This window comes from Kitasatospora sp. NPDC015121 (genome assembly GCF_055562955.1).
On record NZ_JBVHEH010000006.1, the window covers coordinates 235,824 to 261,170 of the forward strand.

General features: G+C 74.7%; 19 protein-coding genes. 10 read left to right on the top strand and 9 right to left on the bottom strand.

Annotated elements, in window-relative coordinates; genetic code table 11:
• Positions 1-39 precede the first annotated feature (39 nt).
• Complete coding sequence (locus ACZ3J7_RS11045; protein WP_465619117.1) at positions 40-2,199, top strand: M4 family metallopeptidase; 2,160 nt, start codon at positions 40-42, stop codon at positions 2,197-2,199.
• 142 nt (positions 2,200-2,341) lie between these two features.
• Positions 2,342-5,149: a helix-turn-helix transcriptional regulator gene (locus ACZ3J7_RS11050; RefSeq protein WP_465619119.1), complete on the top strand. Its 2,808-nt coding sequence runs from the start codon at positions 2,342-2,344 to the stop codon at positions 5,147-5,149.
• An 8-nt stretch (positions 5,150-5,157) separates the two neighbouring features.
• On the opposite strand, the gene ACZ3J7_RS11055 is transcribed toward ACZ3J7_RS11050, so the two are convergent.
• Positions 5,158-6,750 carry a right-handed parallel beta-helix repeat-containing protein gene (locus ACZ3J7_RS11055; protein WP_465619121.1) on the bottom strand — a complete coding sequence of 531 codons (1,593 nt, stop codon included), beginning with the start codon at positions 6,748-6,750 and terminating at the stop codon, positions 5,158-5,160.
• A 130-nt stretch (positions 6,751-6,880) separates the two neighbouring features.
• Here ACZ3J7_RS11055 and ACZ3J7_RS11060 point away from each other — a divergent pair, with 130 nt between their 5' ends.
• Positions 6,881-7,528, top strand: coding sequence for an HD domain-containing protein (locus ACZ3J7_RS11060; protein ID WP_465619123.1), 648 nt, complete (start codon positions 6,881-6,883; stop codon positions 7,526-7,528).
• Between the two features lie 172 nt (positions 7,529-7,700).
• Here ACZ3J7_RS11060 and ACZ3J7_RS11065 read toward each other — a convergent pair whose 3' ends face one another.
• The 4 genes from ACZ3J7_RS11065 to ACZ3J7_RS11080 form a co-directional block, all read right to left on the bottom strand.
• The gene (locus ACZ3J7_RS11065) at positions 7,701-8,447 is read right to left on the bottom strand and encodes an SAM-dependent methyltransferase (protein ID WP_465619125.1); all 747 of its coding nucleotides are present in this window, start codon (positions 8,445-8,447) and stop codon (positions 7,701-7,703) included.
• Between the two features lie 140 nt (positions 8,448-8,587).
• Entirely contained in the window at positions 8,588-9,130 is a 543-nt protein-coding gene (locus tag ACZ3J7_RS11070) for an MOSC domain-containing protein (RefSeq protein ID WP_465619127.1), read from the bottom strand.
• Positions 9,131-9,194: 64 nt separating this feature from the next.
• Positions 9,195-11,051 carry an NACHT domain-containing protein gene (locus tag ACZ3J7_RS11075; RefSeq protein ID WP_465619128.1) on the bottom strand — a complete coding sequence of 619 codons (1,857 nt, stop codon included), beginning with the start codon at positions 11,049-11,051 and terminating at the stop codon, positions 9,195-9,197.
• Between the two features lie 41 nt (positions 11,052-11,092).
• A complete protein-coding gene (locus ACZ3J7_RS11080; RefSeq protein WP_465619130.1) occupies positions 11,093-12,010 on the bottom strand; it encodes a LysR family transcriptional regulator in 918 nt (305 codons plus the stop codon).
• A gap of 84 nt (positions 12,011-12,094) precedes the next feature.
• Between ACZ3J7_RS11080 and ACZ3J7_RS11085 the strand changes: the two genes are divergently transcribed.
• Genes ACZ3J7_RS11085 through ACZ3J7_RS11095 form a run of 3 tightly spaced genes read left to right on the top strand, consistent with a single transcriptional unit; the run spans position 12,095 to position 15,532 of the window.
• A complete protein-coding gene (locus tag ACZ3J7_RS11085; RefSeq protein WP_465619132.1) occupies positions 12,095-12,817 on the top strand; it encodes a succinate dehydrogenase cytochrome b subunit in 723 nt (240 codons plus the stop codon).
• 43 nt (positions 12,818-12,860) lie between these two features.
• Positions 12,861-14,807, top strand: coding sequence for a fumarate reductase/succinate dehydrogenase flavoprotein subunit (locus ACZ3J7_RS11090; RefSeq protein WP_465619380.1), 1,947 nt, complete (start codon positions 12,861-12,863; stop codon positions 14,805-14,807).
• A complete protein-coding gene (locus ACZ3J7_RS11095; protein ID WP_465619134.1) occupies positions 14,804-15,532 on the top strand; it encodes a succinate dehydrogenase/fumarate reductase iron-sulfur subunit in 729 nt (242 codons plus the stop codon). Before ACZ3J7_RS11090 ends, ACZ3J7_RS11095 begins: the two co-directional genes overlap by 4 nt.
• Positions 15,533-15,582: 50 nt before the next feature.
• Here ACZ3J7_RS11095 and ACZ3J7_RS11100 read toward each other — a convergent pair whose 3' ends face one another.
• Positions 15,583-15,912 carry a putative quinol monooxygenase gene (locus tag ACZ3J7_RS11100; RefSeq protein ID WP_465619135.1) on the bottom strand — a complete coding sequence of 110 codons (330 nt, stop codon included), beginning with the start codon at positions 15,910-15,912 and terminating at the stop codon, positions 15,583-15,585.
• A 64-nt stretch (positions 15,913-15,976) separates the two neighbouring features.
• Between ACZ3J7_RS11100 and ACZ3J7_RS11105 the strand changes: the two genes are divergently transcribed.
• Together ACZ3J7_RS11105 and ACZ3J7_RS11110 are read left to right on the top strand one after the other, a co-directional pair.
• On the top strand, positions 15,977-16,324 hold the full coding sequence (locus ACZ3J7_RS11105; RefSeq protein WP_465619137.1) for a MerR family transcriptional regulator: 348 nt from the start codon (positions 15,977-15,979) through the stop codon (positions 16,322-16,324).
• 330 nt (positions 16,325-16,654) lie between these two features.
• The gene (locus tag ACZ3J7_RS11110; RefSeq protein ID WP_465619139.1) at positions 16,655-17,851 is read left to right on the top strand and encodes a wax ester/triacylglycerol synthase domain-containing protein; all 1,197 of its coding nucleotides are present in this window, start codon (positions 16,655-16,657) and stop codon (positions 17,849-17,851) included.
• 21 nt (positions 17,852-17,872) lie between these two features.
• Here ACZ3J7_RS11110 and ACZ3J7_RS11115 read toward each other — a convergent pair whose 3' ends face one another.
• Positions 17,873-19,330, bottom strand: a complete 1,458-nt coding sequence (locus ACZ3J7_RS11115) for a serine hydrolase domain-containing protein (protein ID WP_465619141.1) — start codon at positions 19,328-19,330, stop codon at positions 17,873-17,875.
• A 169-nt stretch (positions 19,331-19,499) separates the two neighbouring features.
• Positions 19,500-20,435 carry a TetR/AcrR family transcriptional regulator C-terminal domain-containing protein gene (locus tag ACZ3J7_RS11120; protein ID WP_465619143.1) on the bottom strand — a complete coding sequence of 312 codons (936 nt, stop codon included), beginning with the start codon at positions 20,433-20,435 and terminating at the stop codon, positions 19,500-19,502.
• A gap of 171 nt (positions 20,436-20,606) precedes the next feature.
• Here ACZ3J7_RS11120 and ACZ3J7_RS11125 point away from each other — a divergent pair, with 171 nt between their 5' ends.
• Positions 20,607-21,875, top strand: a complete 1,269-nt coding sequence (locus ACZ3J7_RS11125; protein WP_465619145.1) for an FAD-dependent monooxygenase — start codon at positions 20,607-20,609, stop codon at positions 21,873-21,875.
• Positions 21,876-21,902: 27 nt separating this feature from the next.
• Here ACZ3J7_RS11125 and ACZ3J7_RS11130 read toward each other — a convergent pair whose 3' ends face one another.
• On the bottom strand, positions 21,903-23,855 hold the full coding sequence (locus ACZ3J7_RS11130; RefSeq protein ID WP_465619147.1) for a fibronectin type III domain-containing protein: 1,953 nt from the start codon (positions 23,853-23,855) through the stop codon (positions 21,903-21,905).
• Between the two features lie 418 nt (positions 23,856-24,273).
• Between ACZ3J7_RS11130 and tdh the strand changes: the two genes are divergently transcribed.
• A complete protein-coding gene (tdh, locus tag ACZ3J7_RS11135; RefSeq protein ID WP_465619149.1) occupies positions 24,274-25,305 on the top strand; it encodes an L-threonine 3-dehydrogenase in 1,032 nt (343 codons plus the stop codon).
• Positions 25,306-25,347: the final 42 nt, after the last annotated feature.

The window sequence follows — 25,347 nt, forward strand, 5'->3', positions numbered from 1 at the left end:
CCGTCCCCCATCAACCCCGGCTCGGTGGGAGGAAACCCGATGAACCGCAAGACCGCCATGGCGGCAGCTGTTGCGGCCGCCCTCACCATGGGCACCGTGATGGTCGCGAGTTCCCAGTCGCCCGCACTGGCCAGCGGTACCACCGCGAACGGCGCCGCACCGCAGGCGATGACCACGGTCGGCCGGATCGCGCTGATGGAGCAGGCGGAGAAGGAGACCGGCGCGGTGGCGAAGGCGCTGGGCCTCGGCCCGGACGAGCGCCTGCTGCCGAAGGACGTGCAGGTCGACAACGACGGCTCCCGGCACGTGCGCTACGACCGCACCTACCGCGGCCTGCCGGTGGTCGGCGGCGACCTGGTCGTGCACCGGGCCAAGAACGGCAGGATCACCTCGACCGACTGGGCGCACCAGGGCGCGATCAAGCTGAACGGCGTCACCCCGATGCTGTCCGACAAGGACGCCGCGTCCACCGCCGCCCGCAGCGCCAAGCACGTCAAGCAGGCCCGCACCACCAACCTGGACACCAGCCAGCTGCTGGTCTGGGCGGTCGGCAAGGTCCCGGTGCTGGCCTACCGCAACACCGTCACCGGCGCGGGCGAGGCCGGCGCCAACTCCCGCGAGGCCGTCCTGCTGGACGCGGGCACCGGCGCGGTGCTGGACCAGTACGAGGTCAACCCGACGGTCTCCGGCAGCGGCAACGGCGTCAACGTCGGCCAGGTCACCATCGAGACCAGCCAGGGCGGCAGCGGCTACACGCTGACCGACGCGCTGCACGGCGGCACGATCGTCTACGACTCGTACAACAGCCCGCAGTCGAACCCGGCGCAGAACGCCCGGGCGTTCTCCAAGTCGACCAACACCTGGGGCAACGGCTCGACCTCCAGTCGGGAGAGCGCCGCCGTGGACGCCTCCTACGGCCTGGCGAAGACCTGGGACTACTACAAGAACACCTTCAACCGCAGCGGCATCCGCAACGACGGCCGCGGCGCCCCCGCGTACGTGCACGTCGACAACCAGCTGCTGAACGCCTTCTACGACGACTCGTGCTTCTGCATGTCGTTCGGCGACGGCTCCTCGCAGAACGGCAACACGCCGCTGACCGCGCTCGACGTGGCCGGCCACGAGATGAGCCACGGCGTCACCGCCGCCACCGCCAACCTCAACTACTCGGGCGAGTCCGGCGGCCTGAACGAGGCCACCTCCGACATCTTCGGCACCATGGTCGAGTTCTCCGCCGGCAACAGCACCGACCCCGGTGACTACTACATCGGCGAGAAGCTCCGGATGGGCAACGGCTACCTGCGCCGGATGGACAACCCGGCCGCCGACGGCAACTCGCTGTCCTGCTACAGCAGCCGGGCCGGCTCGGTGGACGTGCACTACTCTTCCGGCATCGCCAACCACTTCTTCTACCTGACCGCCGAGGGCACCGGCGCCAAGACCATCGGCGGGCTGTCGCACAACGGCACCCCGTGCAACGGCGACAGCTTCGCGGGCATCGGCAAGGACAAGGCCGCGGCGATCTGGTACCGCGCGCTGTCGACCTACCTGACCTCCACCAGCAACTACAGCGCGGCGCGCACCGCCACCCTGCAGGCCGCCGCCGACCTGTACGGCAGCGGCTCGCAGGAGCGGTACATCGTCTCCAAGGCGTGGGCCGCCGTCTCGCTCGGCACCGCGCTGCCCGACCCGGGCAACGGCACGCCGACCCCGTCGCCGTCCTCCTCGCCGACCTCCACCCCGACCGGCAACCCGAACCCGGGCAACGCGCTGACCAACGGCGACTTCGAGCAGGGCGCCGCCGGCTGGACCCAGAGCGCCAACGACATCACCAACTCGACCCAGCAGTCCGCCCACGGCGGCACCTGGTACGCGTGGATGATGGGCTACGGCTCGGCCGCGACCGAGACCCTGTCGCAGTCCAACGTCGCGGTGCCGTCCAGCGGCAGCCCGAAGCTCACCCTCTGGCTGAAGGTCACCACCCAGGAGTCCGGCTCCACCGCCTACGACACCCTGAAGGTGAACGTCAACGGCCAGACCCTGGCGACGTACTCGAACGCCAACGCCTCCGCCGGGTACGTGCAGAAGAGCGTCGACCTGAGCGCCTTCCGCGGCCAGAACGTCAGCATCTCCCTGGCCGGCCAGGAGGACGCCTACCTGTCGACCACCTTCCTGGTCGACGACGTCAGCGTCGGCTGACCAGCGGAGTCGGGGACTCAGGCGGCTCCCGGCGGAGTCCCCAATGATCAAGCCTTAAAAGGGACTTAACAGCGGGTCGTGAGGGTGTCGTGTTCATGCGACACCCTCGCGCAGCCGGTTCGGAGGCGGCACACTGACCGCCATGACCGGCATCCTCCCCGGCGGAGCCGGCCCCGCCACCATCCCGGCGGAGCCGACCGAGCCCCCACTCGTCGACCGCGCCCACCTGCTCGCCGAGATCCGCGCCGCGCTCGCCGCCACCGGCGGCGTCCTGCTGCACGGACCGGCCGGCATCGGCAAGACCGCGCTGCTCGACACCCTCGCCCGGGACGCCGAACGGGCGGGTGAGACCGTCCTGCGCAGCAGCCCCACCGCCGCCGAGGCCGACCTGCCGCACCTCGCGCTGATCGACCTGCTCGGCGAAGCCCTCCCCGGCCTCGCCGAGGACCTGCCCGACCACCTGCGCCAGGCCCTCGAACGCGCCCTGCTGCACCGCGCCCCCGCACCCGGCACAGCCACCGACCCGCTCGCCGTCCGGGTCGCCGTCCTCGAAGCGCTGCGCCGACTCGCCCAGCGCGGCCCCGTCCTCGTCCTGCTCGACGACACCCAGTGGCTCGACGAGGCCAGCCGGCAGGTCATCGCCTTCGCCGCCCGCCGGCTCACCGACCGGCAGGTCCGCTTCGCCGTCACCGAACGCACCGACGGCACCGGAGGCACCGGAGGCACCGGACACGCCGACGCCGCCCCCGGGATGGGCCCGCTCTGCCCGCCCGCCGCCCGCGAGATACCCGTCGGCCCGCTCGGCGAACGCGGCACCGGCGCCCTGCTGCGCGAACGCCTCGACCTGCGCCTCAGCGGCCTCACCCTCACCCGGGTGCACGCCGTCAGCGGCGGCAACCCCTACTACGCCCTGGAACTGGGCCGCTCGCTGGCCGCCGACGGCAGCGAGAGCGCGCTCGCCGCCGACCCCGCCCGCCCGCTCGACGTCCCGCACCGGCTGCGCGCCCTGGTCGCCGCCCGGCTCGGCGAACTCCCGGACGCCGCACGGCAGTCGCTGACCGTCCTGGCCGCCGCCCGGCCCGGCACCGCCCTGCCCGACACCGTCACCGAACCGCTCGCCGCCGCCCGCCGGCACGGCATCGTCCGCCCCGCCCCCACCGGCACCCCCCGGCCCGACCACCCCCAGTTCAGCCACCCCCTGGTCGCCGAAGTCGTCCTCGCCGCCGCCGACCCCGCCGACCTGCGCGCCGCCCACCGGCTGCTCGCCGACCTCACCACCGACCCCGTCGAACGGGTCCACCACCAGGCCCTCGCCGCCGACGCCCCCGACCCCGACCTCGCCGACCGGCTCGCCGCCGCCGCCGACACCGCCCTCACCCGAGGCGCCCCCGGCACCGCCGCCGAACTGCTCCGCCTCGCCGCCGACCACACCCCCGACCCCGACACCGCCGGCCGCCGCCTGCTCGCCGCCGCCCGCAACGCCGCCGCCGCCGGCCTGCCCGACCTCGCCCGCGCCTGCGGCGAACGCCTGGCCGCCGCCCCCGCCGCCGACGTCCGGGTGCACGCCCGCCTGCTGCTCGCCCGCCTGCTCGGTCCCGACCACCCCGGCGCCGATCCCCTGCTCGCCGCCGCCGCCGAGGACACCGGCGGCCACCCCGCGCTCACCGCCGCCGTCCACCAGGAACGCGCCGTCCGCGCCCTGCACCGGGGCGACCGCGCCGAAGGACTCGCCGAACTCGCCACCGCCGAGAAGCACGCCGACCACGCCGACGACCCCGACCTGCTCGTCGAACTCCTCGCCCAGCGCGCCCCGCTCACCCTGCTCACCGACCCCGCCCTCGGCCTCGCCCAACTCGAACGCGGCTGCCGCCTCGCCGCCGGACGGCCCGCCACCGCCGCCGCCGTGCTCTGCCGCGAAGGCCTCGCCGTCGCCGCCCTGCGCAGCGGCGACCTGCCCCGCGCCGTCACCGAGGTCGAGGCCCTGCGCGCCGAGGTCGAAGCCGCCGGCCGCACCGAGGACCTCGCCAACGTCCTCTACATCGCCGCCTCCGTCTACGAACGGGCCGGCCGCTGCACCGAGGCCTACGCCGCCGGCCGCGCCGCCCACGACCTGCGCGAACGCATCGAACCCAGCCCCGGCCCGGCCCGCGTCCTGGGCGGCGCCGCCGAACTCAACGGCGGCACCGCCGACCGCGCCGCCCAGCTCCTCGACTCCGCGATCCGCGCCGCCGAGGACGACCACGACCGCGAGTGGCTCTCCTACGCGCACGGCCTGCGCGGCCGGGTCGAACTCCTCCGCGGCAACCACCAGGCCGCCGCCGAACACCTCGGCCGCTGCCTGCACCTGCTGCGCCGGATGGAGTTCACCGACCCCGCGTTCTTCCTGGTCGACGCCGACCTCGCCGAGTCGCTCGCGCTCTCCGGCCGCCCCGAAGAGGCCGCCGCCACCCTCGCCGACGCCCGCGAGCGCGCCGCCGGCCTCGGCCGCGACGTCCTCACCCTCGGCCTGCACCGCGCCGAAGCCCACCTCACCGCCGCCACCGACCCCCGCCGGGCCGCCGACACGCTGCGCGAACGGCTCCCCGACACCCACCCCTACCCGCTCGAACTCGCCCGCGCCCACCTCGCCCTCGGCACCCTGGAGCGCCGCGCCCGCCGCCGCGCCGCCGCCCGCACCGCCCTCCAGGAGGCCCACACCCGCTACGCCGCGGCCGGCTGCCTGCCCTGGCAGCAGCACGCCGCCGCGGCCCTCGCCGCCCTCGACGCGCTGGAGGCCGACCCCACCCCCATGCAGCAGCAGATCCTCGCGCTGATCCGGGCCGGCGCCACCAACCGGGAGATCGCCGCCCGCCTGCACCTCTCGGTCAAGGCCGTCGAGGCCAACCTGACCCGCCTCTACCGCCAGTACGGCGTCCGGGGGCGGGCCGAACTGGCCCGCCACCGGGACTGACCGGCGGGCTACGACAGGTTGCCGCCGCCGGACGTCAGGGTGCCGGTGCCCTGGTCCAGCAGCGCCGCCGCGCCCCAGCCGCGCAGGTCGTTGCCGGTCACCCAGGTGCCGTTGCTGCCCGCCATCACCGCGACGGCCGCGGCCGCGTCCTGGGCGGCGCCGCTCCGGCGCACCACGTTGCCCTGCACCGAGGCGTTCTTGGCGTTGGCGCCGATCCGGATGCCGTACTTGTCCGCCGCGCCGTCCGTGTTCAGCCCGGAGAACAGGTTGTCCCGGACGGCCAGGTCGTCCGAGCCGGCGGCCAGCCCGTGCGTCGCGCAGGCGGTGACCCGGTTGCCGCTGACCAGGCTGCCGGTACTGGCGTTCACGTACAGGCCGTCGCCGGCGATGTCGGTGGCGGTGTTGCCGGACAGCACGCTGCCCGGCGAGTAGTCCAGCTGGACGGCCTGGCAGTTGCTGGCCTTGTCGTTGCGGACGGTGCGGGTGATCGTGTTGCCGGTCACCACGGCCTGCGGCGCGTAGCCGACGTACACGCCGTGCTCGCCCTGGGTGTTCGCGATCGCGTTGCCGCTGACCACCAGGCCGGTGATCGGCGCGGCCGCCTTGCCGGAGACGGTGACGGCGCCGCTGAGGCAGGCCCCGTTGCCGGTGCCGGTGATGGTGTTGCCCTGCACCAGCAGGCCCGCCATCGGGTTCGACGCCAACGAGCGGACGTCGACCCCCGTGTTGAACGCCGACTCGATGGTGTTCCCGCTGACCACCGAACGCTGCCAGTCCACCACCCGGACGGCCTCCGCGGTCGCGCCCTCGATCCGGTTGCCGACCACCCGGATGTTGCTGTGCAGCATGCCCGCCGCGCCGCCGTGGTCGCCGCACAGCGCGCCGAAGTTGGTGTAGCCCTCCGCCGTCGGGGGCCGCATCGTGCAGCCGGAGACCAGCACGTCCACGCACGGGGTCAGGTCGTACGGCGGCGCGGGCAGGTTCGCGGACGAGGTCGCGCCGGTGATCTGCACCGCCTCCTTGTCCTTGCCGAAGGCCGTGCTCTGGCCCTCGAAGACGCAGTCCAGCACCCGCACGCCGCGCACCGCGTTCAGCTCGATCGCGTGCGCCGAGGGCACGTTCACGATCACGCAGTCCCGGAACAGCAGGTCGGCGGCGTGCGCGAAGGCGAACGCGTCGGTCTGCCGGGTCAGCGTCGCCCCCGCCATGTCCCACGTCCCGCCCAGGACGCTGATCCGGCCCGGCCCGCTGTACCCCGGCACCTCGACGGCCGAGTCGACGTTGTGCAGCAGCGCCGAACAGGCGTCGGAGCCGCGGACGATCCGCGCCCCGTACGCGACCACCGTGGTGCCCGCGGTCAGCCGCACCCCCATGGTCAGGGTGTACGTGCCCGGCGGGATCAGCACGGTGGCGCCCGGGTTGCCGTCGAACGCGGCGTGGAACGCGGTGGTGTCGTCGGTGCCGGCCGGCTTGTAGTCCAGCACGTTCACCACCGGCCCGCCGCCCGTCACCGCCTGCGCGGACTGGGCCCCGACCAGTTGGGCGCCGCCGAACACGCCGAGAGCGGTACCGGTCGCCTTGAGCAGGCCGCGTCGATCCATGGGGGTTCCTCTGGTGAAGATCGGAAGAGTGGAGCCCGGAGCATAGTGAAGCTCCGCAGGCGCACCACACCGGGGGTGGGGTGGACCCGCGGTGGGGCCGCCGCCCCGGCCGCCTGGCACGATGGACCCCATGAGCGATGAAACCGGCCCGCTGCTCGTCGACCGCACCCCCTTCCCCGACGGCCTGGAGGAGCGGCTGCGCGCCCAACTCACCTTCCTGGTCGAGGTGGACCGCCTCAAGACCGTCCTGCGCCAGTCCCCGCTGGCCGCCGCCGACCGCCGCGAGAACGACGCCGAACACTCCTGGCACCTCGCCATGATGGTCACCGTCCTCGCCGAGTACGCGGACGAACCCATCGACGTCGGCCACACCGTCCGACTCGTCCTGCTGCACGACCTGGTCGAGATCCACGCCGGCGACACCCCCCTCTACGACACCGCCGGCGCCCTCGACCAGGCCGAACGCGAAGCCGCCGCCGCGGACCGCCTCTTCGGCCTGCTGCCCGCCGACCAGACCCGCGAACTGCGCGCCCACTGGGACGAGTTCGAGGCCCGCCGGACCCCGGAAGCCCGCTTCGCCAAGGCCATGGACCGCCTCCAGCCGCTGCTGCTCAACTGGCTCGCCCGCGGCGGCACCTGGCACACCCCCGGCGTGACCGCCGACGACATCCGCGCCCGCAAGTCCGTCATCGGCGACGCCTCCACCCCCCTCTGGCAGGCCGCCCGCCGCCTCATCGACGAGGGCGAGGCCCGCGGCTGGTCCCGCCCCGGCGCGTGACCGGGGGGCGGTAGTCCGGCGACGGCCGGCGGCTGACGGGACCGAGACCCGGTGATCGGGGAGCCGGGACGAGGATGCGGCCGCTGGCCGCCCTCCGGTCGTCCACGGAGGCGGCAGGGGCGGCGGACGCGCCCGTCCCGGTCGGCACCGAGGCCCCGTCCGGGGCGGGAGGTCAGCGCTTCATGAGGGCGAAAGCTCCCCAACCCAGGTACTCGCGCGTGGAGCCCGCGTAGCGGGCGGGTTCGGTGTCGAGCTCCTCCCGGACCCGGGCGGCGAGTTCGTCGTCCGGGTTCAGGTCGAGCCAGCGGCGCATGCTCAGCCACTGGGCGGCGGCGTAGCGGTCCCAGCTGTCCTGGTCGGCCAGCACCATCTCCACGACGTCGTAGCCGAGTTCGCGGAAGTGTCCGAGCAGGTCCGGCAGGAGCAGGAAGTCGGCGGCGGAGGCGGCGTGGCAGGCCCGCGCGGTCTCCTCGTCCGGCGGGGTCTGCCGCCAGTACGGTTCGCCGATCAGCATCGTGCCGCCGGGGCGGAGGCTGCGGTCGAGCAGGGCGGTGGTTCCGGCGACGCCGTCGCCGATCCAGGTCGCGCCGACGCAGCAGGCCAGGTCGACGGGTTCGTCCGCGACGTGCCCGGCGGCGTCGCCGTGGACGAAGCGGACCCGGTTGGCGACGCCGAGTTCAACCGCGCGGGCCCGGGCCTGTTCGGTGAAGAGCGTGCTGATGTCGACGCCGGTGCCGGTGAAGCCCAGGTCCCGCGCCCAGGTGCAGAGCATCTCGCCCGAGCCGCTGGCCAGGTCGAGCACCCGGGTGCCGGGGGCGAGGCGGAGCGCTTCGCCCAGCGCGGCGAGCTTGGCCGCGGTCAGCGGGTTGTGGATGCGGTGGCCGCTCTCGCGGATGGTGAAGATGCGGGGAAGGTCCATGGTCGGTGTCCGCTCCGTCGGGTCGGTCGGCCCGGTCGGTCGGGCCCTGGCGTCGGGGTTCGGGGAGTCCTCAGGGGCGCGGGCCCGCCGCTCCGGGCCCGCGGGGCGGCGCCCGGTGGCGCTCAGACCCGGTCGAGTGGTCAGACCCGGTCGAGCGGGCGGTGCGGTGCGGGCGGCAGCGTGACGGTGACGCCGTCGCCGGGGCGGACCTCGCCGCCGGAGCGGACCACGCCCATGATCCCCGCCCTCCGGACCAGCGACCCGTCCTCGTCCCGCCGCACCACCTGCTTGAGCAGGCCCCGCTGGAAGTCGTCGATCTGCGCGCACGGGTTGCGCAGCCCGGTCACCTCGACCACGGCCTCCGCGCCCAGCCGCAGCAGCGTCCCCACCGGCAGCCCCAGCAGGTCGACGCCCCGGGTGGTCACGTTCTCGCCCAACTCCCCGGGCGCCACCGCGAATCCGGCGCCGGCCAGCTCGTCGAACAGCTCCTGGTGCATCAGGTGCACCTGCCGCAGGTTCGGCTGCGACGGGTCCTGCGCGACCCGGGAGCGGTGCCGCACCGTCACCCCGGCGTGCGCGTCGCCCTCGACCCCGATCCCCGCCACCAGCCGTATCCCGTCCCGGTTCGGCTTCGTGAACGAGTGCCCCTCGCTGCTGCTGACCGCCACCACGCTCCCGGCCACCCGGCCCACCTCTCCTCGCGTTCCCCGCGTCCCTCGTACCGACGTTCGTACGCCCACCCTATGCCTATCCGGAAGCAGGGCCCCGGTCGGCGGCGAGGGCCAGCCGCTCGCGCAGCGACCGGTGCCGGAACTGGTGGACCGAACCGGCCTGGCGCAGGATGCCCCGGCGGTGCGCCCCGGCCAGGAACGCCGCGTAGCGCAGCGGCAGTCGGCCGGCGGCGGCGAGGGCCAGGCGGGCGGTGGTGTAGGCGCCCCACTGGCTGCAGAGGACGACGAGGGCGGCCTGGGAGAGGCCGGAGCGGACGGCCTCCCCCAGCTCGGGCCCGTGCCGGCCGATGGTCATGAACACGCACGACAGGGTTCCCAGGTACGCGCCCGAACTGACCGCCCGTCTGCGCGCGCCGCGCAGCGCCGCGGCGGGGCTGCTCCGCCGCTCGTTCGTCACGGACCGGGCGGTCCGCCGCACCCAACTGCCGGCGATGAACAGGATCATGACGACGACCGAGGACAGGGCGAGGACGGTGTTCACGACGAGGACCGCCGGCGAGAGCTCCGGCGCCCAGCGGTCGGCGAGCGCCTCGGCGGCGTACAGCGCGGGAACGGCCAGCAGCAGGGCCGCGAGGCGCGCCACCCGCCCGGCGGGGGAGCGGGCCGGGGGCCCGGACGGCCTCCCCGCTCTCATGTGGCTCTCGTACCCGCCGATGCTCAGCCCGAACAGGGCGCCGGCCGCCACCGTCGCCGGCACGGAGAGGACGGGGTCCACGAGCGGGTCGGGCCGGGCCGTCAGGGTGGCCGCGGACAGCAGGACGACGGGGACGGCCACCCGGGCCCACCGGTGGGCCCGGAGCGGGCCGGTCAGCCGTCGGTGCAGCCGCCACCAGGCGATGTCGGGCTCGTCGTGCGCGGCGATGCCGCCGAGGTACCGGGCGGCGCCGGGGGCGACGGTGGGGACGAAGCGGTCGAGCAGGTGGTCGGTGAGTGCCTGCCGGTCGGGGAAGCGGAGCAGGTCGGCCGGGTCGGCGCCGGCCCGGCCGTGGATCTCGCGGGCCAGGCCGAGCAGGAGCGGGCTGGCGAGGGTGCGGGCGACCGGGCCGGCGGGGTGGGCGGCGATCTCGTCGAGGACCGGCTGCCAGCGGGCCAGGTGCTGCGGGCCGGCGTGGTGGCGGAGGGCCTCGGCGACGCCGGCGGCGGGGATCGGGCGGCTGCGGACGGCCGCCGACGCGTGCAGGACGCGGGCGCCCTCCGCCGCGCGGCGGTAGGCCTCGGCGCGGCTGGTGAGGATCAGCGGGTCGCCCGGGGTCAGGCTGCGGTTGAGGGCCCGGAGCGCGTCGGCCTGGAGTTCGGGGGGCAGTTCGTCGAAGCCGTCGAGGACGGGGAGCAGGCGGCGTTCGCCGAGCAGTCGCGCGACCGGCAGGGCCGGGTAGTCCGCGGACAGCCGTTCGGCGAGCCACTCCCGCAAGGGCTGTCTGCCGGGCTGCCAGGAGGCGAGCGGGACGAGGACGGGCACGGGGTCCTCGGGGCCGAGCCGGTCGATCAGCCGGATCAGCAGCAGGACGGCCAGCGAGGTCTTGCCCGAGCCGGCGCTGCCGAGGATCACCAGGCGGCGTTCCGGCAGCCGGAGGAAGAGGTCGGCGATCTCGGCGGGGCGGGTGCGGGGGGCGGCCCACTCGGGCGGGGCGCCGGTGAGTTCCGCGTGGTCGGCCAGCCGGTGTTCGGCGCGCCAGGGCACCGGCAGCGGGAGCGGGTCGAACAGGCCCCGGGCGGCCGCCTCGGTGCGCCACTGCCGGCCGACGGTGTCGGCCAGGCGGCGGGCGTCGGGGTCGACGGCCGGGGCGGTGGCGGCGGACATGTCGATCCGTTCGATGGAACCGGCCTGGATGACGTCCCGGGCCTGCCCACCGGAGAACCGGTTCTCGGTCAACTTCCCCCCTGCGGCGCACCGTTGGCCCATGGTACCGACGGCTACCGCAGCAGGCGCGTCCCCGGCGGCAGGGTGTCGGTGCGGTCGGCCTCCGCCAGGTAGGCGAGCAGCGTCTCGCGGAACGCGGCCGCCGCGTGGGTGAGCGGCAGGTCGCGGCCGTGGGCGAGGGCGATGATGCGGCCGAGGCCGGGCGGGGCGAAGGGGGTGGCGGGGAGGCCGGAGCTGGCGGCGACCATGCCGGGGACGACGGCGGGGCCCAGGCCGGCCCGGACGGCGGCGAGGACGGCGTCCATCTCGCCGCCCTCGACCGCGTAGGAGGGCGTGAAGCCGGCCGCCCGGCAGGCCGCGAGGGTGCTCTCGCGGACGTCGTAGCCCTCGCGGAACATCACCAGGTCCCGGCCGCGCAGGTCGGTGATCCGGGCGCGGCGGCGGGGGAGCGGGTCGGCCGAGACCAGGACCAGGTCCTCGTGCAGCAGCGGGGTGACGTCGAGCGGGGCTGGCGGCGCGGTGGCGGGGGTGATGACCAGGGCGAGGTCCAGCTGGCCGGCCTCCAGGTCGCGGACCAGGTCGCCGGAGCCGCCCTCGGTGAGCCGCAGGTCGACGCCGGGGTACCGGGCCCGGTACGCGCGCAGCACCTGCGGGACCAGGCTGGCGCAGAGCGAAGGCGGCGCGCCGAAGCGCACCCGGCCGCGGCGCAGCCGCACCGTCTCGGCGACGGCCCGCCGGGCGCTGTCCGCGTCGGCGAGGATGCGCCGGGCCAGCGGCAGCAGCGCCTCCCCGGCGTCGGTCAGGGTCGTCCCGGAGCGGGCGCGGTGGAACAGCTCGGCGCCCAGCTCCCGTTCCAGGGCGCGGACCTGCTGGGAGAGCGAGGGCTGCGAGACGTGGCTGAGCTCGGCGGCCCGGGTGAAGTGCCGGGCGTCGGCGACCGCGACGAAGTAGGCGAGCTGTTGCAACTGCACACCAGCCAGCATAGGCAGTGCCTATCGCGGGCGGCACTTCCATGTCTTGGACACCCGCGACAGGCCCGGCTTACGGTCATGGTCATGGCTTCTGCTACCCGGACGAACCGGACCCCCGCCCCGGGCCGGCAACCGTCCTCCCTCGCCGCGCTGTGGCGCAGCTCCGTCGGCAAGAAGGCCGTGATGGCGGTCAGCGGGCTGGTCATGCTGGCGTACCTGGTCGCCCACATGCTGGGCAACCTCAAGGTGTTCTTCGGCCCGGACGACCTCAACGGCTACGCGCACTGGCTGCGCACCGTCGGCGAGCCGCTGCTGCACCACGGCTGGTTCCTCTGGCTGGCCCGCCTCGTCCTGCTGGCGGCCGTGGTCGCCCACGGCACCGCCGCGTACCAGCTCTCCCGGCGCGACCTGCGGGCCCGGCCGGTGAAGTACGCGCACCGGCGGCGGCAGGCGACGTACGCGACCCGGACGATGCGCTGGGGCGGGGTGATCCTCGGGCTGTTCGTGGTCTGGCACATCCTCGACCTGACCACCCTGACGGTGAACCCGGCCGCCGAGGAGGGGCACCCCTACCAGAACGTCGTGGCCTCGTTCTCGACCTGGTACTCGGGCGCGGTCTACTGCCTGGCGATGCTGGCGCTCGGCCTGCACGTGCGGCACGGCTTCTGGAGCGCCGCGCAGACCCTGGGCGTCAACAACCCGCGCCGCGACCGGGCGTTGAAGCTCGGCGCGAACGCGCTGGCGCTGCTGCTGACCGCCGGGTTCCTGTCGGTGCCGGTCGCCGTGATGACCGGACTGGTCCGGTGAGCGCCCGATGACCACCCAGAACGCGAAGGACGCGGGAGACCCGATGAGCAGCTACCCGGACTACACCGTCGGCGACCCGGTCGGCGACACCGCCGCCCCCGCCGGGCCGATCGAACAGCGCTGGGAGCGGCGGCGGTTCGAGGCGAAGCTGGTCAACCCGGCCAACCGCCGCAAGCACACCGTGATCGTGGTCGGCACCGGCCTGGCCGGCGGCGCGGCCGGCGCGACGCTGGCCGAACAGGGCTACCACGTCGTCCAGTTCTGCTTCCAGGACTCCCCGCGGCGGGCCCACTCGATCGCCGCGCAGGGCGGCATCAACGCGGCCAAGAACTACCGCAACGACGGCGACTCGGTGCGCCGGCTGTTCTACGACACCGTCAAGGGCGGCGACTTCCGGGCCCGCGAGTCCAACGTGCACCGCCTGGCCGAGGTCTCGGTGGAGATCATCGACCAGTGCGTGGCGCAGGGCGTCCCGTTCGCCCGCGAGTACGGCGGGCTGCTCGACACCCGTTCGTTCGGCGGCGTCCAGGTCTCCCGCACCTTCTACGCCCGCGGCCAGACCGGCCAGCAACTGCTGCTCGGCGCCTACCAGGCGCTGTCGCGGCAGATCGCCGCCGGGAACGTCGAGATGCACCCGCGCACCGAGATGCTCGACCTGCTGGTGGTCGACGGCCGGGCCCGCGGCATCGTCGCCCGCGACCTGGTCACCGGCGAGATCCGCTCGTACACCGCGGACGCCGTGGTGCTCGCCACCGGCGGCTACGGCAACGTCTTCTACCTCTCCACCAACGCCAAGAACTCCAACGCGACGGCGATCTGGCGGGCCCACCGGCGCGGCGCCCTGTTCGCCAACCCGTGCTTCACCCAGATCCACCCGACCTGCATCCCGCGCTCCGGCGACCACCAGTCCAAGCTGACCCTGATGAGCGAGTCGCTGCGCAACGACGGCCGGATCTGGGTCCCCAGGGCCAAGGGCGACACCCGCCCCGCCGCGCTGATCCCCGAGGACGAGCGCGACTACTACCTGGAGCGGATCTACCCGGCGTTCGGCAACCTGGTGCCCCGCGACATCGCCTCCCGGGCCGCCAAGGTGGTCTGCGACGAGGGCCGCGGCGTCGGCCCCGGCGGGCAGGGCGTCTACCTGGACTTCGCCGACGCGATCGCCCGGCTCGGCCGGGACGCCGTCGAGGCCAAGTACGGCAACCTGTTCGAGATGTACGAGCGGATCACCGCCGAGGACCCGTACACCGTCCCGATGCGGATCTACCCGGCGATCCACTACACGATGGGCGGCCTGTGGGTCGACTACGACCTGCAGACCACCATCCCCGGACTGTTCGCGATCGGCGAGGCCAACTTCTCCGACCACGGCGCCAACCGGCTCGGCGCCAGCGCCCTGATGCAGGGCCTGGCCGACGGCTACTTCGTGCTGCCGCCCACCCTGAACGACTACCTGGGCCGCACCAGGCTCCCCGCCGTCCCCGCCGACCACCCCGAACTCGCCGCCGTGGAAGCCGAGTCCGCCGACCGGCTGAACCTGATCCTGGCCGTCGACGGCGACCGCACCCCCGACTCCTTCCACCGCGAACTCGGCGAACTCCTCTGGGAGGAGTGCGGAATGGCCCGCGACGAGGCCGGACTGCGCCGCGCGCTGGCCCGGATCCCGCAGATCCGGGACGAGTTCTGGCGGCGGATCAAGGTGCCCGGCACCGGAGAGGAGCTCAACCAGGCGCTGGAGAAGGCCAACCGGCTGGTCGACTACTTCGAACTCGCCGAACTGATGTGCCTGGACGCGCTGCACCGCGCCGAGTCCTGCGGCGGCCACTTCCGCACCGAGTCCGCCACCCCCGAGGGCGAAGCCGCCCGCCGCGACGAGGAGTTCGGCTACGCCGCCGCCTGGGAGTTCACCGGCACCGGCACCGCCCCCGTCCTGCACAAGGAAGAGCTCGTCTTCGAGCACGTCCACCCCACCCAGCGGAGCTACGCGTGAACCTCACCCTGCGCATCTGGCGCCAGCAAGGCCCGGACACCCCGGGCGAGATGACCGAGTACCGGGTCTCCGGCATCAGCGCCGACATGTCCTTCCTGGAGATGCTCGACACCCTCAACGAGGAACTGATCCTGCGCGGCGAACGCCCGGTCGCCTTCGACCACGACTGCCGCGAGGGCATCTGCGGCGCCTGCGGCATGGTCATCAACGGCCAGGCCCACGGCCCCGAACGCACCACCACCTGCCAGCTGCACATGCGGCACTTCGCCGACGGCGACACCATCGACGTCGAACCCTGGCGGGCCGGCGCCTTCCCCGTCGTCCGCGACCTGGTGGTCGACCGCTCCGCCCTCGACCGGATCATCGGCTCCGGCGGCTACGTCACCGCCCCCACCGGCTCCGCCCCCGAGGCGCACGCCACCCCCGTCCCCAAGGAGGCCGCCGACCTGGCCTTCGAGCACGCCGAGTGCATCGGCTGCGGAGCCTGCGTCGCCGCCTGCCCCAACGGCTCCGCGATGCTGTTCACCGCCGCCAAGGTCGTCCACCTCAACGTCCTCCCGCAGGGCGCGCCGGAACGCGCCACCCGGGTGCGGAACATGGTCGGCACGATGGACGAGGAGGGCTTCGGCGGCTGCACCAACACCGGCGAGTGCGCCACCGCCTGCCCCAAGGGCATCCCGCTGACCGGCATCGCCCGGCTCAACCGCGAGTTCCTGCGGAGCTGACCGGGGCCGCCCCGCGGCCCCGCCCGGCCCCCCGCCCGCCCGGCCCGCCGTCACTCGCCGACCAGGCGCCCCTCGTAGGCCTCCGGAGCACCCGCCAGGTGCTCCGGAAGCCGCGCCAGCACGTCCTTCAGCACCGCCGTCCCGTGGTGCAGCGCCAGGTCCGCCCGGCTCGCCCACAGCTCGTACAGGAAGAAGCGGCCGTCCTCCTGCTCCTGCACCCGGTACACCAGACTGCCCCGGTGCGAGCGCGAGGGCTCCACCAGCGAGGCCAGCAACTCCCGGAGCCGCGCGCGGTGACCCTCCTTCGGGGTGAGGAAGCCGTAGAGCGCCACCGGCTCGTCGGGGCCCGTACCGTCCGTGTCCTGCTGGTTCGTCGTCATGCCGGAAACCGTAGGATGTGACACCGGTGTGAGCTTCAAGTCGCGGCGGTGTGGGGTGGGTTACATGATGCGGATCGGCGAGCTGTCCAGGGCCACCGGCGTCCCGGTCCGGCTGCTGCGCTACTACGAGCAGCAGGAGCTGCTCACCGCGCACCGCACCCCCGGCGGCCACCGCGAGTACGCCCCCGACGCGCCCGTCCAGGTCGGCCGGATCCGCGCGCTGCTCGCCGCCGGACTCACCAGCCGCACCATCCGCGAACTGATGCCCTGCTACGAGGAGGGCGAACTCCAGCCCTGCGTCCGCGGCCGGCTGGACGCCCGACTCGCCGACCTGAACGCCCGGATCGACGAACTCGCCACCGCCCGCGACGCCTTGGCCGACCTCACCGCGCGGATCCCGCAGTCCGCCTGACCGGGCCGCGCGGCGGGGCCCGCACGGCCGGGCCGGCGACCCGGACGGAGCAGCCGCACCCGGCGATCGGGTGACCCGGGAGCCCCGGCCGTGCCCCGGCGGCGGCCCGGGCGGTTCTCGGTGCCGGGTACGGGCGCGGAGGGGCGCCCGTCGAGGTCATCGAGGAGACGTCCGGGTGCCGTTGTCGCCGTCCTGTCCGCCGCCGTCCTGTCCGCCGCCGTCCTGTCCGCCGCCGACAGCGCCGCCGTCGCGCCCGTCGCGCCCGCCGCTCTCCGGCCCCGCCCGTCCGGAGGTTTCGCGGTGACCGCGCCCGCACCCGCGTCCGGAGCCGTGTCCGGAGCCGTCCTCGCCGGCCGGATCCCCGGCCCCAACCCGCTCGACCGGGCGCTGCTCGCCCTCGACGGCCCGCGGCAGCCCGTGGTCACCCTCACGCTGGACTTCCCCGGCCCCGCCCCCGAGCCGTCCGCGCTGCGGCAGCGCCTCGCCGAGCGCGTGCCCGCCCTGCCCGCCTTCCGCCCCACGCCCGACCCCGGCGCGCGGCTGCGGCCCGCCCACGCCCCCGACGGCGCCGCGCTCGACGCCGAGACCGACCGGATCTCCCGCCTGCCGTTCGACCTCGCCACCGAACCACCGCCCTGGGACCTGCACCTGATCACCGGCCCCGACGGGTTCCGGATCTGCCTGCGCACCCACCACGGCCTCCTCGACGGCGTCGGCGCCACCCACGCCGCCGCCGCCCTGCTCGCCGACACGCCCGCCGAGGGCGCCCCCCTGCACCCGTCCGCCCCGCCGACCCTCCCGGCCGCCGCCCGCGCCCTGTACGGACTCGTCCGCACCCTGGCCGGCCCGCGCGCCTGGACGCCCCCGCCCGCACCCGGCCCCGACCGCGTCCGCGAAACCGCCGGCCGCGACGTCCCGCTGCCCGTGCTGCGCCGGATCGCCGACGCCCACGGCGCCGACGTCCACCAGGTCGCCCTCGCCGCCCTCGCCACCGTCCTCGCCGACCTGCGCCGCGAACACGACCCCGCCGGCGCCCGGCGCCCCGCGGTCGCGGGCCTCCTGGTGTCGACCCGCACCCCCGCCGAACGGCACCTGCCCGGCAACCGGCTCGGCGTCCACCGCCTGCGCCTCCCGCACCGCGCCGACACCCTGGACGCGGCCCTCGCCGAGGTCACCCGGCGCACCGCCACCACCCGGACCGCCCGGCGGCGCGACGCGCTGCGCGCCCTGCTGGCCGACCGGTCCGCCCCGGGGCTCGGCGCCCGGCTGCACGGGGCCGTGCTGCGCGCCGACACCACCCCGCTCCTGGTCAGCGGCGTCACCGTGCCCGACGGCCTCACCGCCTTCGGCGCGCCGCTGCGCGCGGCCGGACTGCTGGTGCACGCCTTCGCGGGCTTCCCCGCCTACGTCTCCTTCACCCGGGCCGCCGAGCTGGTCCGCTGCCACGCCGCGGCCGACCCCGGCCGGGGCGCGCTGCTGCGGGTGCCGGACCGCTGGGCCGCCCTGCTGCTCGCCCACGACGGGTAGGAGGCGCGGTGCGCCGTCGGGTCAGCGGACGTCCGGGCGAGTCACCAGCGGTGCGCGCAGGTGCAGTTCCAGCCGGGGGCCGGTCAGCGGCGGGGTGCTCCAGAGCGCCGTCGCCGTCCCGGCCGCCGGGTCGACGGTCAGCCGGACCCGGTGCGGGGTGGTGATCACGTACAGGTCGGCGTGGAACCGGCCGTCGTCCTGCCAGCCGCCGGTGGCGACCACGGGACGGCCGAGCGGGGCGCCCTCCCGCCAGTCGCCGTGGCCCACCTCGACGTCGAGGACCGTCCCGGTGCCGGGCAGCGGCCCGAGGCCGACCCGCCAACCGCCGTCGACCGGTTCGACGGCGACCTCCGTGCCGTCCGGCAGCGCCGACCCCTCGGCGCCGGCGTCCAGCCTCGCGCGGACCGTCCGCCCCGGCCCGGCGGCGCCCGGCACCGGTGGCAGCGACAGCCGCCGCAGCCGCTCGGCGAGCAGCGCGTCCTGCTCCGGACCGTCGGGCCCGTCCGCCGGGTCGAGACCCGGCAGCAGGCACTCCCACAGGGCGTCGAACACGGTCTGTGACCTGCCCTGCGCGGTCACCGCGACCACCAGCTCGTGCTCGGGGACCACCACGCACTGCTGCCCGTAGGCGCCGTTGGCGTGGAAGCCGTGCCGGGACCGCCAGAACTGGTAGCCGTAGCCGCACGAGAAGTCGGGATCGTCCGCACCCTCGACGAACGGCTCGGAGTCCACGTGCCGGCGCGTCGCCAGCTCGACCCACTCGCGCGGGACGAGCTGCCGCCCGCCCCACCCGCCGCCGCGCAGCAGCAGCTCGCCGAGGGCCGCCACCGCCTCGGTGGTCAGGTGCAGGCCGTGGAAGCCGAACACCGCGCCGCCGCGCACCCGGTCCCACTCGGCGGGCTCGACGCCCATCGGCCCGAACAGGCGCTCGTCGAGGAACTCCGCCAGCTCCCGGCCGGTGACCCGCTCGACGATCCGGGCCAGCAGGAAGGTGGTCGAGTTGTCGTAGACGTGCCGGGTCCCCTCCGGCGCGTCGAACGGCAACCCCAGGAAACCCCGCACCAGGTCGTCGGGCTCCCGCCGCCAGGCCTCGTCCAGGCTGTCCCCGGCGTGCCCGGCGGTCATCGTCAGCAGGTGGTGGACGGTGATCCGGTGGGCCTGCGCCGGGGCGTCCGCCGGGACGCGCCCGGGCAGCAGGTCGACCACCCGGTCGTCCGTGGCCAGCAGCCCGTCGGCGACCGCGAGACCCACCGCGAGCACGGTCACCGACTTCGTCAACGAGTAGAGCAGATGCGGCCGGTGCGCCGAGTACGGCGCCCACCACCCCTCCGCGACGACCTGCCCGCGCCGCACCACCATCAGCGAGTGGCACTCCACCGGCAGCTCCGCCAGCCGGTCCAGCAGCGCCCCGACCGCCCGGGCCGACACCCCGGCGGCGGACGGCGCGGAACGCGGCAACAGGGGGCGCGGGGCAGACATGGCGGTTTCCCTCCCGGGGAGCGGGACTTCGGCGGGACCCGCGCATGCTACGGACACCACGGACGGGAGCTCCACGGCTTTTCCCCGCCGGGACGCCCCCGTGACCGCCCACCGCCCCCGGCGACCCGCCACCACCCCTCGGCGGCCCGCCACCCGGCGGCATCCGGCCCTACGGTTTCCCGGCCTCCGCCACCAGCACGGCCAGCCCGTCCAGCAGGCGTTGCAGGCCGAACTCGAAGAGCTGGTCGAGGTCGAAGTCGTAGCCCTCCCGGTTCAGCCGCCGGAAGGTCGGGTGGGCGGCGACCAGTTCGGTGTAGCGGGGTTCGTGCCGGTCCATCCAGGTCTCGGCGTCCTGCCCGGTGGCGGCCTCCGCGGCGGCCTCCAGCTCCAGGTTGAGCGCGGTGCCCCGGACGTAGTTGACCAGGGTCAGGTACGCGGTGAGCACGTCCTGCAGGTCGAGGCCGGCGCCGGCCAGCGCGGCGAGCACCCACTCGCCGAACGGCAGCGCGTTGGGCAGCGGTTGGGGGCGGGTCACCGACAGCGCGGACGCCAGCCAGGGGTGGGCGCGGAACAGCGCCCAGAGGCGGCGGGCGGCCAGCTCCAGGCGGGCCCGCCAGTCGAGCCCGGTCTCGGCGGCGGAGAACGCCACGTCGGCGAAGACCCGGTCCATCATCAGCTCCACCAGGCCGTCCTTGTCCGGGACGTGCCGGTACAGCGACATGGTGGCGGCGTCCAGCTCGGCCGCGACCCGGCGCATCGACAGTGCCTCCAGGCCCTCGCCGTCGGCCACCGCGATCGCCGCCGCGACGATCCGCTCCGCCGTCAGCACCCCTTCGGGCCCCGGCCGCCGGGGCACCTGCCGCCCGGCGGCGCGCGGTGCCGGCTCCGCCGCCGGGGCGCCCCCGGCCACCACCGTGCCGACGCCGGGCACGGCCCGCACCAGGCCCCGGCCGCGCAGCTCGGCCAGCGCCCGGGTGGCCGTCGCCATCGCCACGTTCCACCGGCGGGTGATCTCCCGGGTGGACGGCACCCGGTCGCCGGGGCGCAGTTCGCCGCGCTCGATCCGTCCCCGCAGTTCGGCCACGATCTGCTCGTAGCGGTCCACCCGCCCCACCTCCGCACTAGTGCACCAGTGGGAGACCACCCTAGCTGCCGAAGCGCTCCCGGCACCACCTCCCGGTGGCCGGGCCGGCGTACTGGTGCACTAGTGCAGTAATCCGGAAAGCCTTCGGAACAGGCTTGCCTGGTGCGGCGCGTACGGCGTACGTTCGGTGTCATGGAGAACGTGAAGACCAACCCCGACGTCCTCGTCTCGGGTGCCGGAATCGCCGGTCCGGCCCTGGCGTACTGGCTACGCAGGAAGGGCTTCCGCCCCGTCGTGGTGGAACGCGCCCCCGCGCCGCGACCCGGCGGCCAGACCGTCGACCTGCGCGGTGCCGGGCGCACCGTCATCGAACGGATGGGCCTGCTGGAGCGCACCCGCGAGCGCGCCGTCGACCAGCGCGGCATCGCCCTGGTCGACCGCCACGGCCGGCACACCGCCCGGCTGCCCACCGAACTCTTCGGCGGCGAGGGCATCGTCTCCGACCTGGAGATCCTCCGCGGCGACCTCGCCGACCTGCTGTACGAGGCCACCGCCGACGAGGTCGAGTACCGCTTCGACGACACCCTCACCGCCCTGCACGAGGACGCCGACGGCGTCCACGCCACCTTCGAGAACGCCCCGCCCCGCCGCTTCGACCTGGTGGTCGGCGCCGACGGCCTGCACTCCACCACCCGCCGCCTGGCCTTCGGCCCGGAGCGCGACTTCGTCACCCCGCTCGGCTGCCACACCGCCTGGTTCACCGCCCGGACCGACCTCGACCTCGACGGCTGGTTCCTGATGTACAACGCCCCCGGCGGCCTGGTGGTCACCGCCCGCCCGGGCCGCCTCCCCGGCGAGGTCAAGGCCGGCTTCGGCTTCCGGGCCGGCCCGCTCGCCCCCGACCGCCGCGACCGCGCCGCCCAGCAGCTCCTGCTCACCGAGCGCTTCGCCGGCCGGGGCTGGGAGAGCGACCGCCTGCTCGCCGCGATGGCCGAGGCCGACGACTTCCACTTCGACTCGATGGGGCAGGTCCGCCTGGACGACCACAGCCGCGGCCGGACCGTCCTGATCGGCGACGCCGCCTGCTGCCCCACCCCCCTCACCGGCCTCGGCACCAGCCTCGCCCTGGTCGGCGCCTACCTCCTCGCCCACGAACTCGCCGCCGCCGACGGCGACCACACCACCGCCTACGCCGCCCACCAGCGGCAGATGCGGCCCTACGCCGCCAAGGCCCAGCGGCTCCCCCCGGGCGGCGTGGCCGGGTACGCCCCCCGCAGCGCCGCGATGATCCGCCTGCGCGCCGCCTCCATGCGCTGGACGACCCGCTGGCCGCTGCGCCGCCTGATGGAGGCCCAGGCCGCCAAGGCGGGCGAGGTCGAACTCCCCGACTACGCCCCGGACACGGACACGGACACGGGAGCGGGCACGGGCACGGGGACGGCCCCGGTCTCCGTGGGGTGAGACCGGGGCCGTCGGGGTGGTGGCGCGTCAGCCGGTGAAGCCGGCCGTGATGGAGGTGAACTGCCAGTCGGACTGGGCGATGCCGGAGCAGGTCTCCTGCAGGCCGCCGCCCGCGCAGCCGCGGTCGCGGTTGACCGACCAGAACGCCAGGCGGGCGATGTGGTTGGTGTTGGCCCAGTCGCGGATCGCGGTCCAGTTGGCGATGGTGGTGGTCTCGTTGGTGTCGCTGAGACCGTTCATGCCGGAGAGGCCGAGGTGCGAGTAGGCGGTGGCGTCGTCCCAGCCGTACACCGACTTGAGCTTGTTCTTCAGGCCGTTGGCGGCGCTGATGGTGGCGGCGTACATGTCGGTCGACGCGTTGCCGAAGTCGAACGGCATGATGGTGAAGACGTCGATGTCCGCGCCGAGCGCCTTGGACTGCTCGATCAGGCGGTTGCCGGGGGCGGTCGGGCCGCTGATCGCGGTGCCGAAGGTGACGATCGTCCTGATGCCGGGGTTCTTCTGCTTGACGATCTTCAGCGCGTTCAGGATCCGGTCCTGGACGGTGTAGTTCTCGAACTCGTCGGTGTTCTCGATGTCGATGTCGATCGCCTTCAGGCCGTAGGCGTCGATCACCTTCTGGTAGGCACCGGCCAGCGCGGTCGCGTCGGCGCAGTTCGGGCCGAGCTTGTTGCCCGACCAGCCGCCGAAGGACGGGACGACGTCGCCGCCCGCGGCGCGCACCGCGTTGATGGTCTGCTGGTCCACGCCGTTCAGCAGCGGGCGCTGGCTGTCCCAGGTCGGGTTGCAGCCGTTCTGCGCGAGCACGAACGCCATGGTGAACCACTTGATGCCGGTCGCGTTCATCACGGTGGTCGCGGACGGCGGGTTGCCCCAGCCGTTGTACAGGTACGGCGCGGCCTGCTTGAAGCCGCTCGGGGTGGTGGTCGGCGGGGTGGTCACCGCGAGCGAGTTGGACGCGCCCGAGGTGTTGCCCGCCGCGTCCCGGGCCTTCACGGTGAAGGTGTACGCGGTGGAGGCGGTCAGGCCGGTGACGGTCGCCGTGGTGCCGGTGACGCTGGTGACCAGCGTGCCGTTGCGGTACACGTCGTACGCGGTCACGCCGACGTTGTCGGTCGACGCCCCCCAGGACAGCGAGACCTGGGTGGCGGCCGTCGAGGTGGCCGCCAGGTTGGTCGGCGCGGTCGGCGCCTGCAGGTCGCCGCCCGAAGGCGTGGTCACCGACAGCGAGTTGGACGCGCCGGAGGCGTTGCCCGCGGCGTCGTGCGCCTTCACGGTGAAGGTGTACGCGGTGCCGCCGGTCAGGCCGGTGACGGTCGCGCTGGTGCCGGTGACGGTGGTGGCCAGCACGCCGTTGCGGTACACGTCGTAGCCGGTGACGGCGACGTTGTCGGTCGACGCGCCCCAGGACAGCGAGACCTGGGTGGCGGCCGTCGAGGTGGCGGTCAGGTTGCCGGGCACGGTCGGCGCCTGGGTGTCCGGCGTGGTCCCGCCGGGGCCGTCCAGGCTGATGTCGTCCGCGTAGTACGTGCCCTGGCCGAACCAGCCGTTCAGGTACACCTCGGCGGTGGTCTGCGCGGCGCCGGTGGTGAAGCTGACGGTCAGCTGCTTCCAGTCGGACGCGGACGGCGTCCAGGTGGAGGTGCCGCCGGTGACGCCGAGGTACACGTAGTTGCCGCGGACCCAGCCGGACAGCGAGTACGTGGTGCTGGGCTGCACCGTGACGGTCTGCACGCACTTGGCGTTGTCCGAGGAGCTGACGGCGCCGGCCAGCGCCTTCGAGCCGCCGTGGACGGGCGTGGAGACCACGGAGCCCAGGCCGCCGGAGCAGGTCCAGCCGCTCAGGGTGCCGGTCTCGAAGCCGGGGTTGGTCAGGACGTTGGCGGCGCTGGCGCTGCTCGGGACGGCCGCGACGGCGGCCGTCGCCAGCAGCAGCGCCGCGGCGCCGACCGCGGTGGCGCGGCGGTTGGGGGCGTGCACGGGGGTACCTCCAGTGGGGGATGGGGGTGTGGAGGTGCGTAGGGAGCGCGCACAACAAAATGGACTGGACCAATTGGTTATGTCAAGGCTAGGTCAAGGTGCGGACACCGCCCTGACCCCCCGTCAGGGCCCGCCGGGGAGCGTCCGGACCCGCCCGCGCCGCTGCTCCGTCCGGGTGTCTTGCGGCACGCCGGGAGCCACCCGCAGGCCCAGCTCGGGCACGATCGTTCAGCCCAGCTGTGGCACCCGTTAAGAATTCCTCGATGGACCGCACCCGCCGTGACCAGGCAGATTTCACCCTGCCCGGCCGGTGACCGCCGCACGCCGGGACGCCCCGCCGGGCCCGCGGTCCACCGCGCGCCCACCCCCGGCCCGCCCACCCGCGGGCCGACCGAACCCCGCGTCAGGAGCGCTCGCCGTGAAGGCACTCGTCAAGCTGAACGCCGAACCCGGACTCCGGATGACCGACGTCCCGGAACCGGAGATCGGCCCCGGCGACGTCCTGATCAAGGTCCTGCGCACCGGCATCTGCGGCACCGACCTGCACATCCGCGCGTGGGACAACTGGGCCCAGCAGACCATCAAGACCCCGATGACCATCGGCCACGAGTTCGTCGGCGAGGTCGCCGCCGTCGGCGCCGCCGTCGCGGACGTCAACGTCGGCGACCTGGTCAGTGGCGAGGGCCACCTGGTCTGCGGCAAGTGCCGCAACTGCCTGGCCGGCCGCCGCCACCTGTGCCGCAACACCATCGGCCTGGGCGTCAACCGGGACGGCGCGTTCGCCGAGTACGTCGCGCTGCCCGCGAGCAACGTCTGGGTGCACCGCGTCCCCGTCGACCTCGACGTCGCCGCGATCTTCGACCCGTTCGGCAACGCCGTGCACACCGCGCTGTCCTTCCCGCTGGTCGGCGAGGACGTCCTGGTCACCGGCGCCGGCCCGATCGGCATCATGGCCGCCGCCGTCGCCAAGCACGCCGGCGCCCGCAACGTCATGATCACCGACGTCTCCCCGTACCGCCTCGACCTCGCCCGCCGGCTCGGCGTCACCCTGGCGCTCGACGTCTCCCGGCACACCATCGAGGACGGCCAGCACCAGCTCGGCCTGCGCGAGGGCTTCGACGTCGGCCTGGAGATGTCCGGCCGCCCCGAGGCCATGCAGTCGATGATCGCCAACATGACCAACGGCGGCAGGATCGCCATGCTCGGCCTGCCCGCCGACGACTTCCCGATCGACTGGGCCCGGGTGGTCACCTCGATGCTCACCATCAAGGGCATCTACGGCCGCGAGATGTTCGAGACCTGGTACGCGATGTCCGTGCTGCTGGAGGGCGGACTCGACCTCTCCCCGGTGATCACCGGCCGGCACGCCGCCCGGGACTTCGAGGCCGCCTTCGACGAGGCCGCCGGCGGCAACTGCGGCAAGGTCATCCTCGACTGGACGACGCTGTAACCCGCACCGCACACGACCGCCGTACCTGCCGTTAGGAGCGAC

Bases quoted from the DNA above. Each gene is read 5' to 3' on its own strand.
- ACZ3J7_RS11055 (WP_465619121.1), bottom strand. From the start codon at position 6,750: ATGGATCGACGCGGCCTGCTCAAGGCGACCGGTACCGCTCTCGGCGTG.
- ACZ3J7_RS11125 (WP_465619145.1), top strand. From the start codon at position 20,607: ATGGAGAACGTGAAGACCAACCCCGACGTCCTCGTCTCGGGTGCCGGA.
- ACZ3J7_RS11085 (WP_465619132.1), top strand. From the start codon at position 12,095: ATGGCTTCTGCTACCCGGACGAACCGGACCCCCGCCCCGGGCCGGCAA.
- ACZ3J7_RS11100 (WP_465619135.1), bottom strand. From the start codon at position 15,912: ATGACGACGAACCAGCAGGACACGGACGGTACGGGCCCCGACGAGCCG.
- ACZ3J7_RS11050 (WP_465619119.1), top strand. From the start codon at position 2,342: ATGACCGGCATCCTCCCCGGCGGAGCCGGCCCCGCCACCATCCCGGCG.
- ACZ3J7_RS11115 (WP_465619141.1), bottom strand. From the start codon at position 19,330: ATGTCTGCCCCGCGCCCCCTGTTGCCGCGTTCCGCGCCGTCCGCCGCC.
- ACZ3J7_RS11060 (WP_465619123.1), top strand. From the start codon at position 6,881: ATGAGCGATGAAACCGGCCCGCTGCTCGTCGACCGCACCCCCTTCCCC.
- ACZ3J7_RS11090 (WP_465619380.1), top strand. From the start codon at position 12,861: ATGAGCAGCTACCCGGACTACACCGTCGGCGACCCGGTCGGCGACACC.
- ACZ3J7_RS11105 (WP_465619137.1), top strand. From the start codon at position 15,977: ATGATGCGGATCGGCGAGCTGTCCAGGGCCACCGGCGTCCCGGTCCGG.
- ACZ3J7_RS11065 (WP_465619125.1), bottom strand. From the start codon at position 8,447: ATGGACCTTCCCCGCATCTTCACCATCCGCGAGAGCGGCCACCGCATC.
- ACZ3J7_RS11045 (WP_465619117.1), top strand. From the start codon at position 40: ATGAACCGCAAGACCGCCATGGCGGCAGCTGTTGCGGCCGCCCTCACC.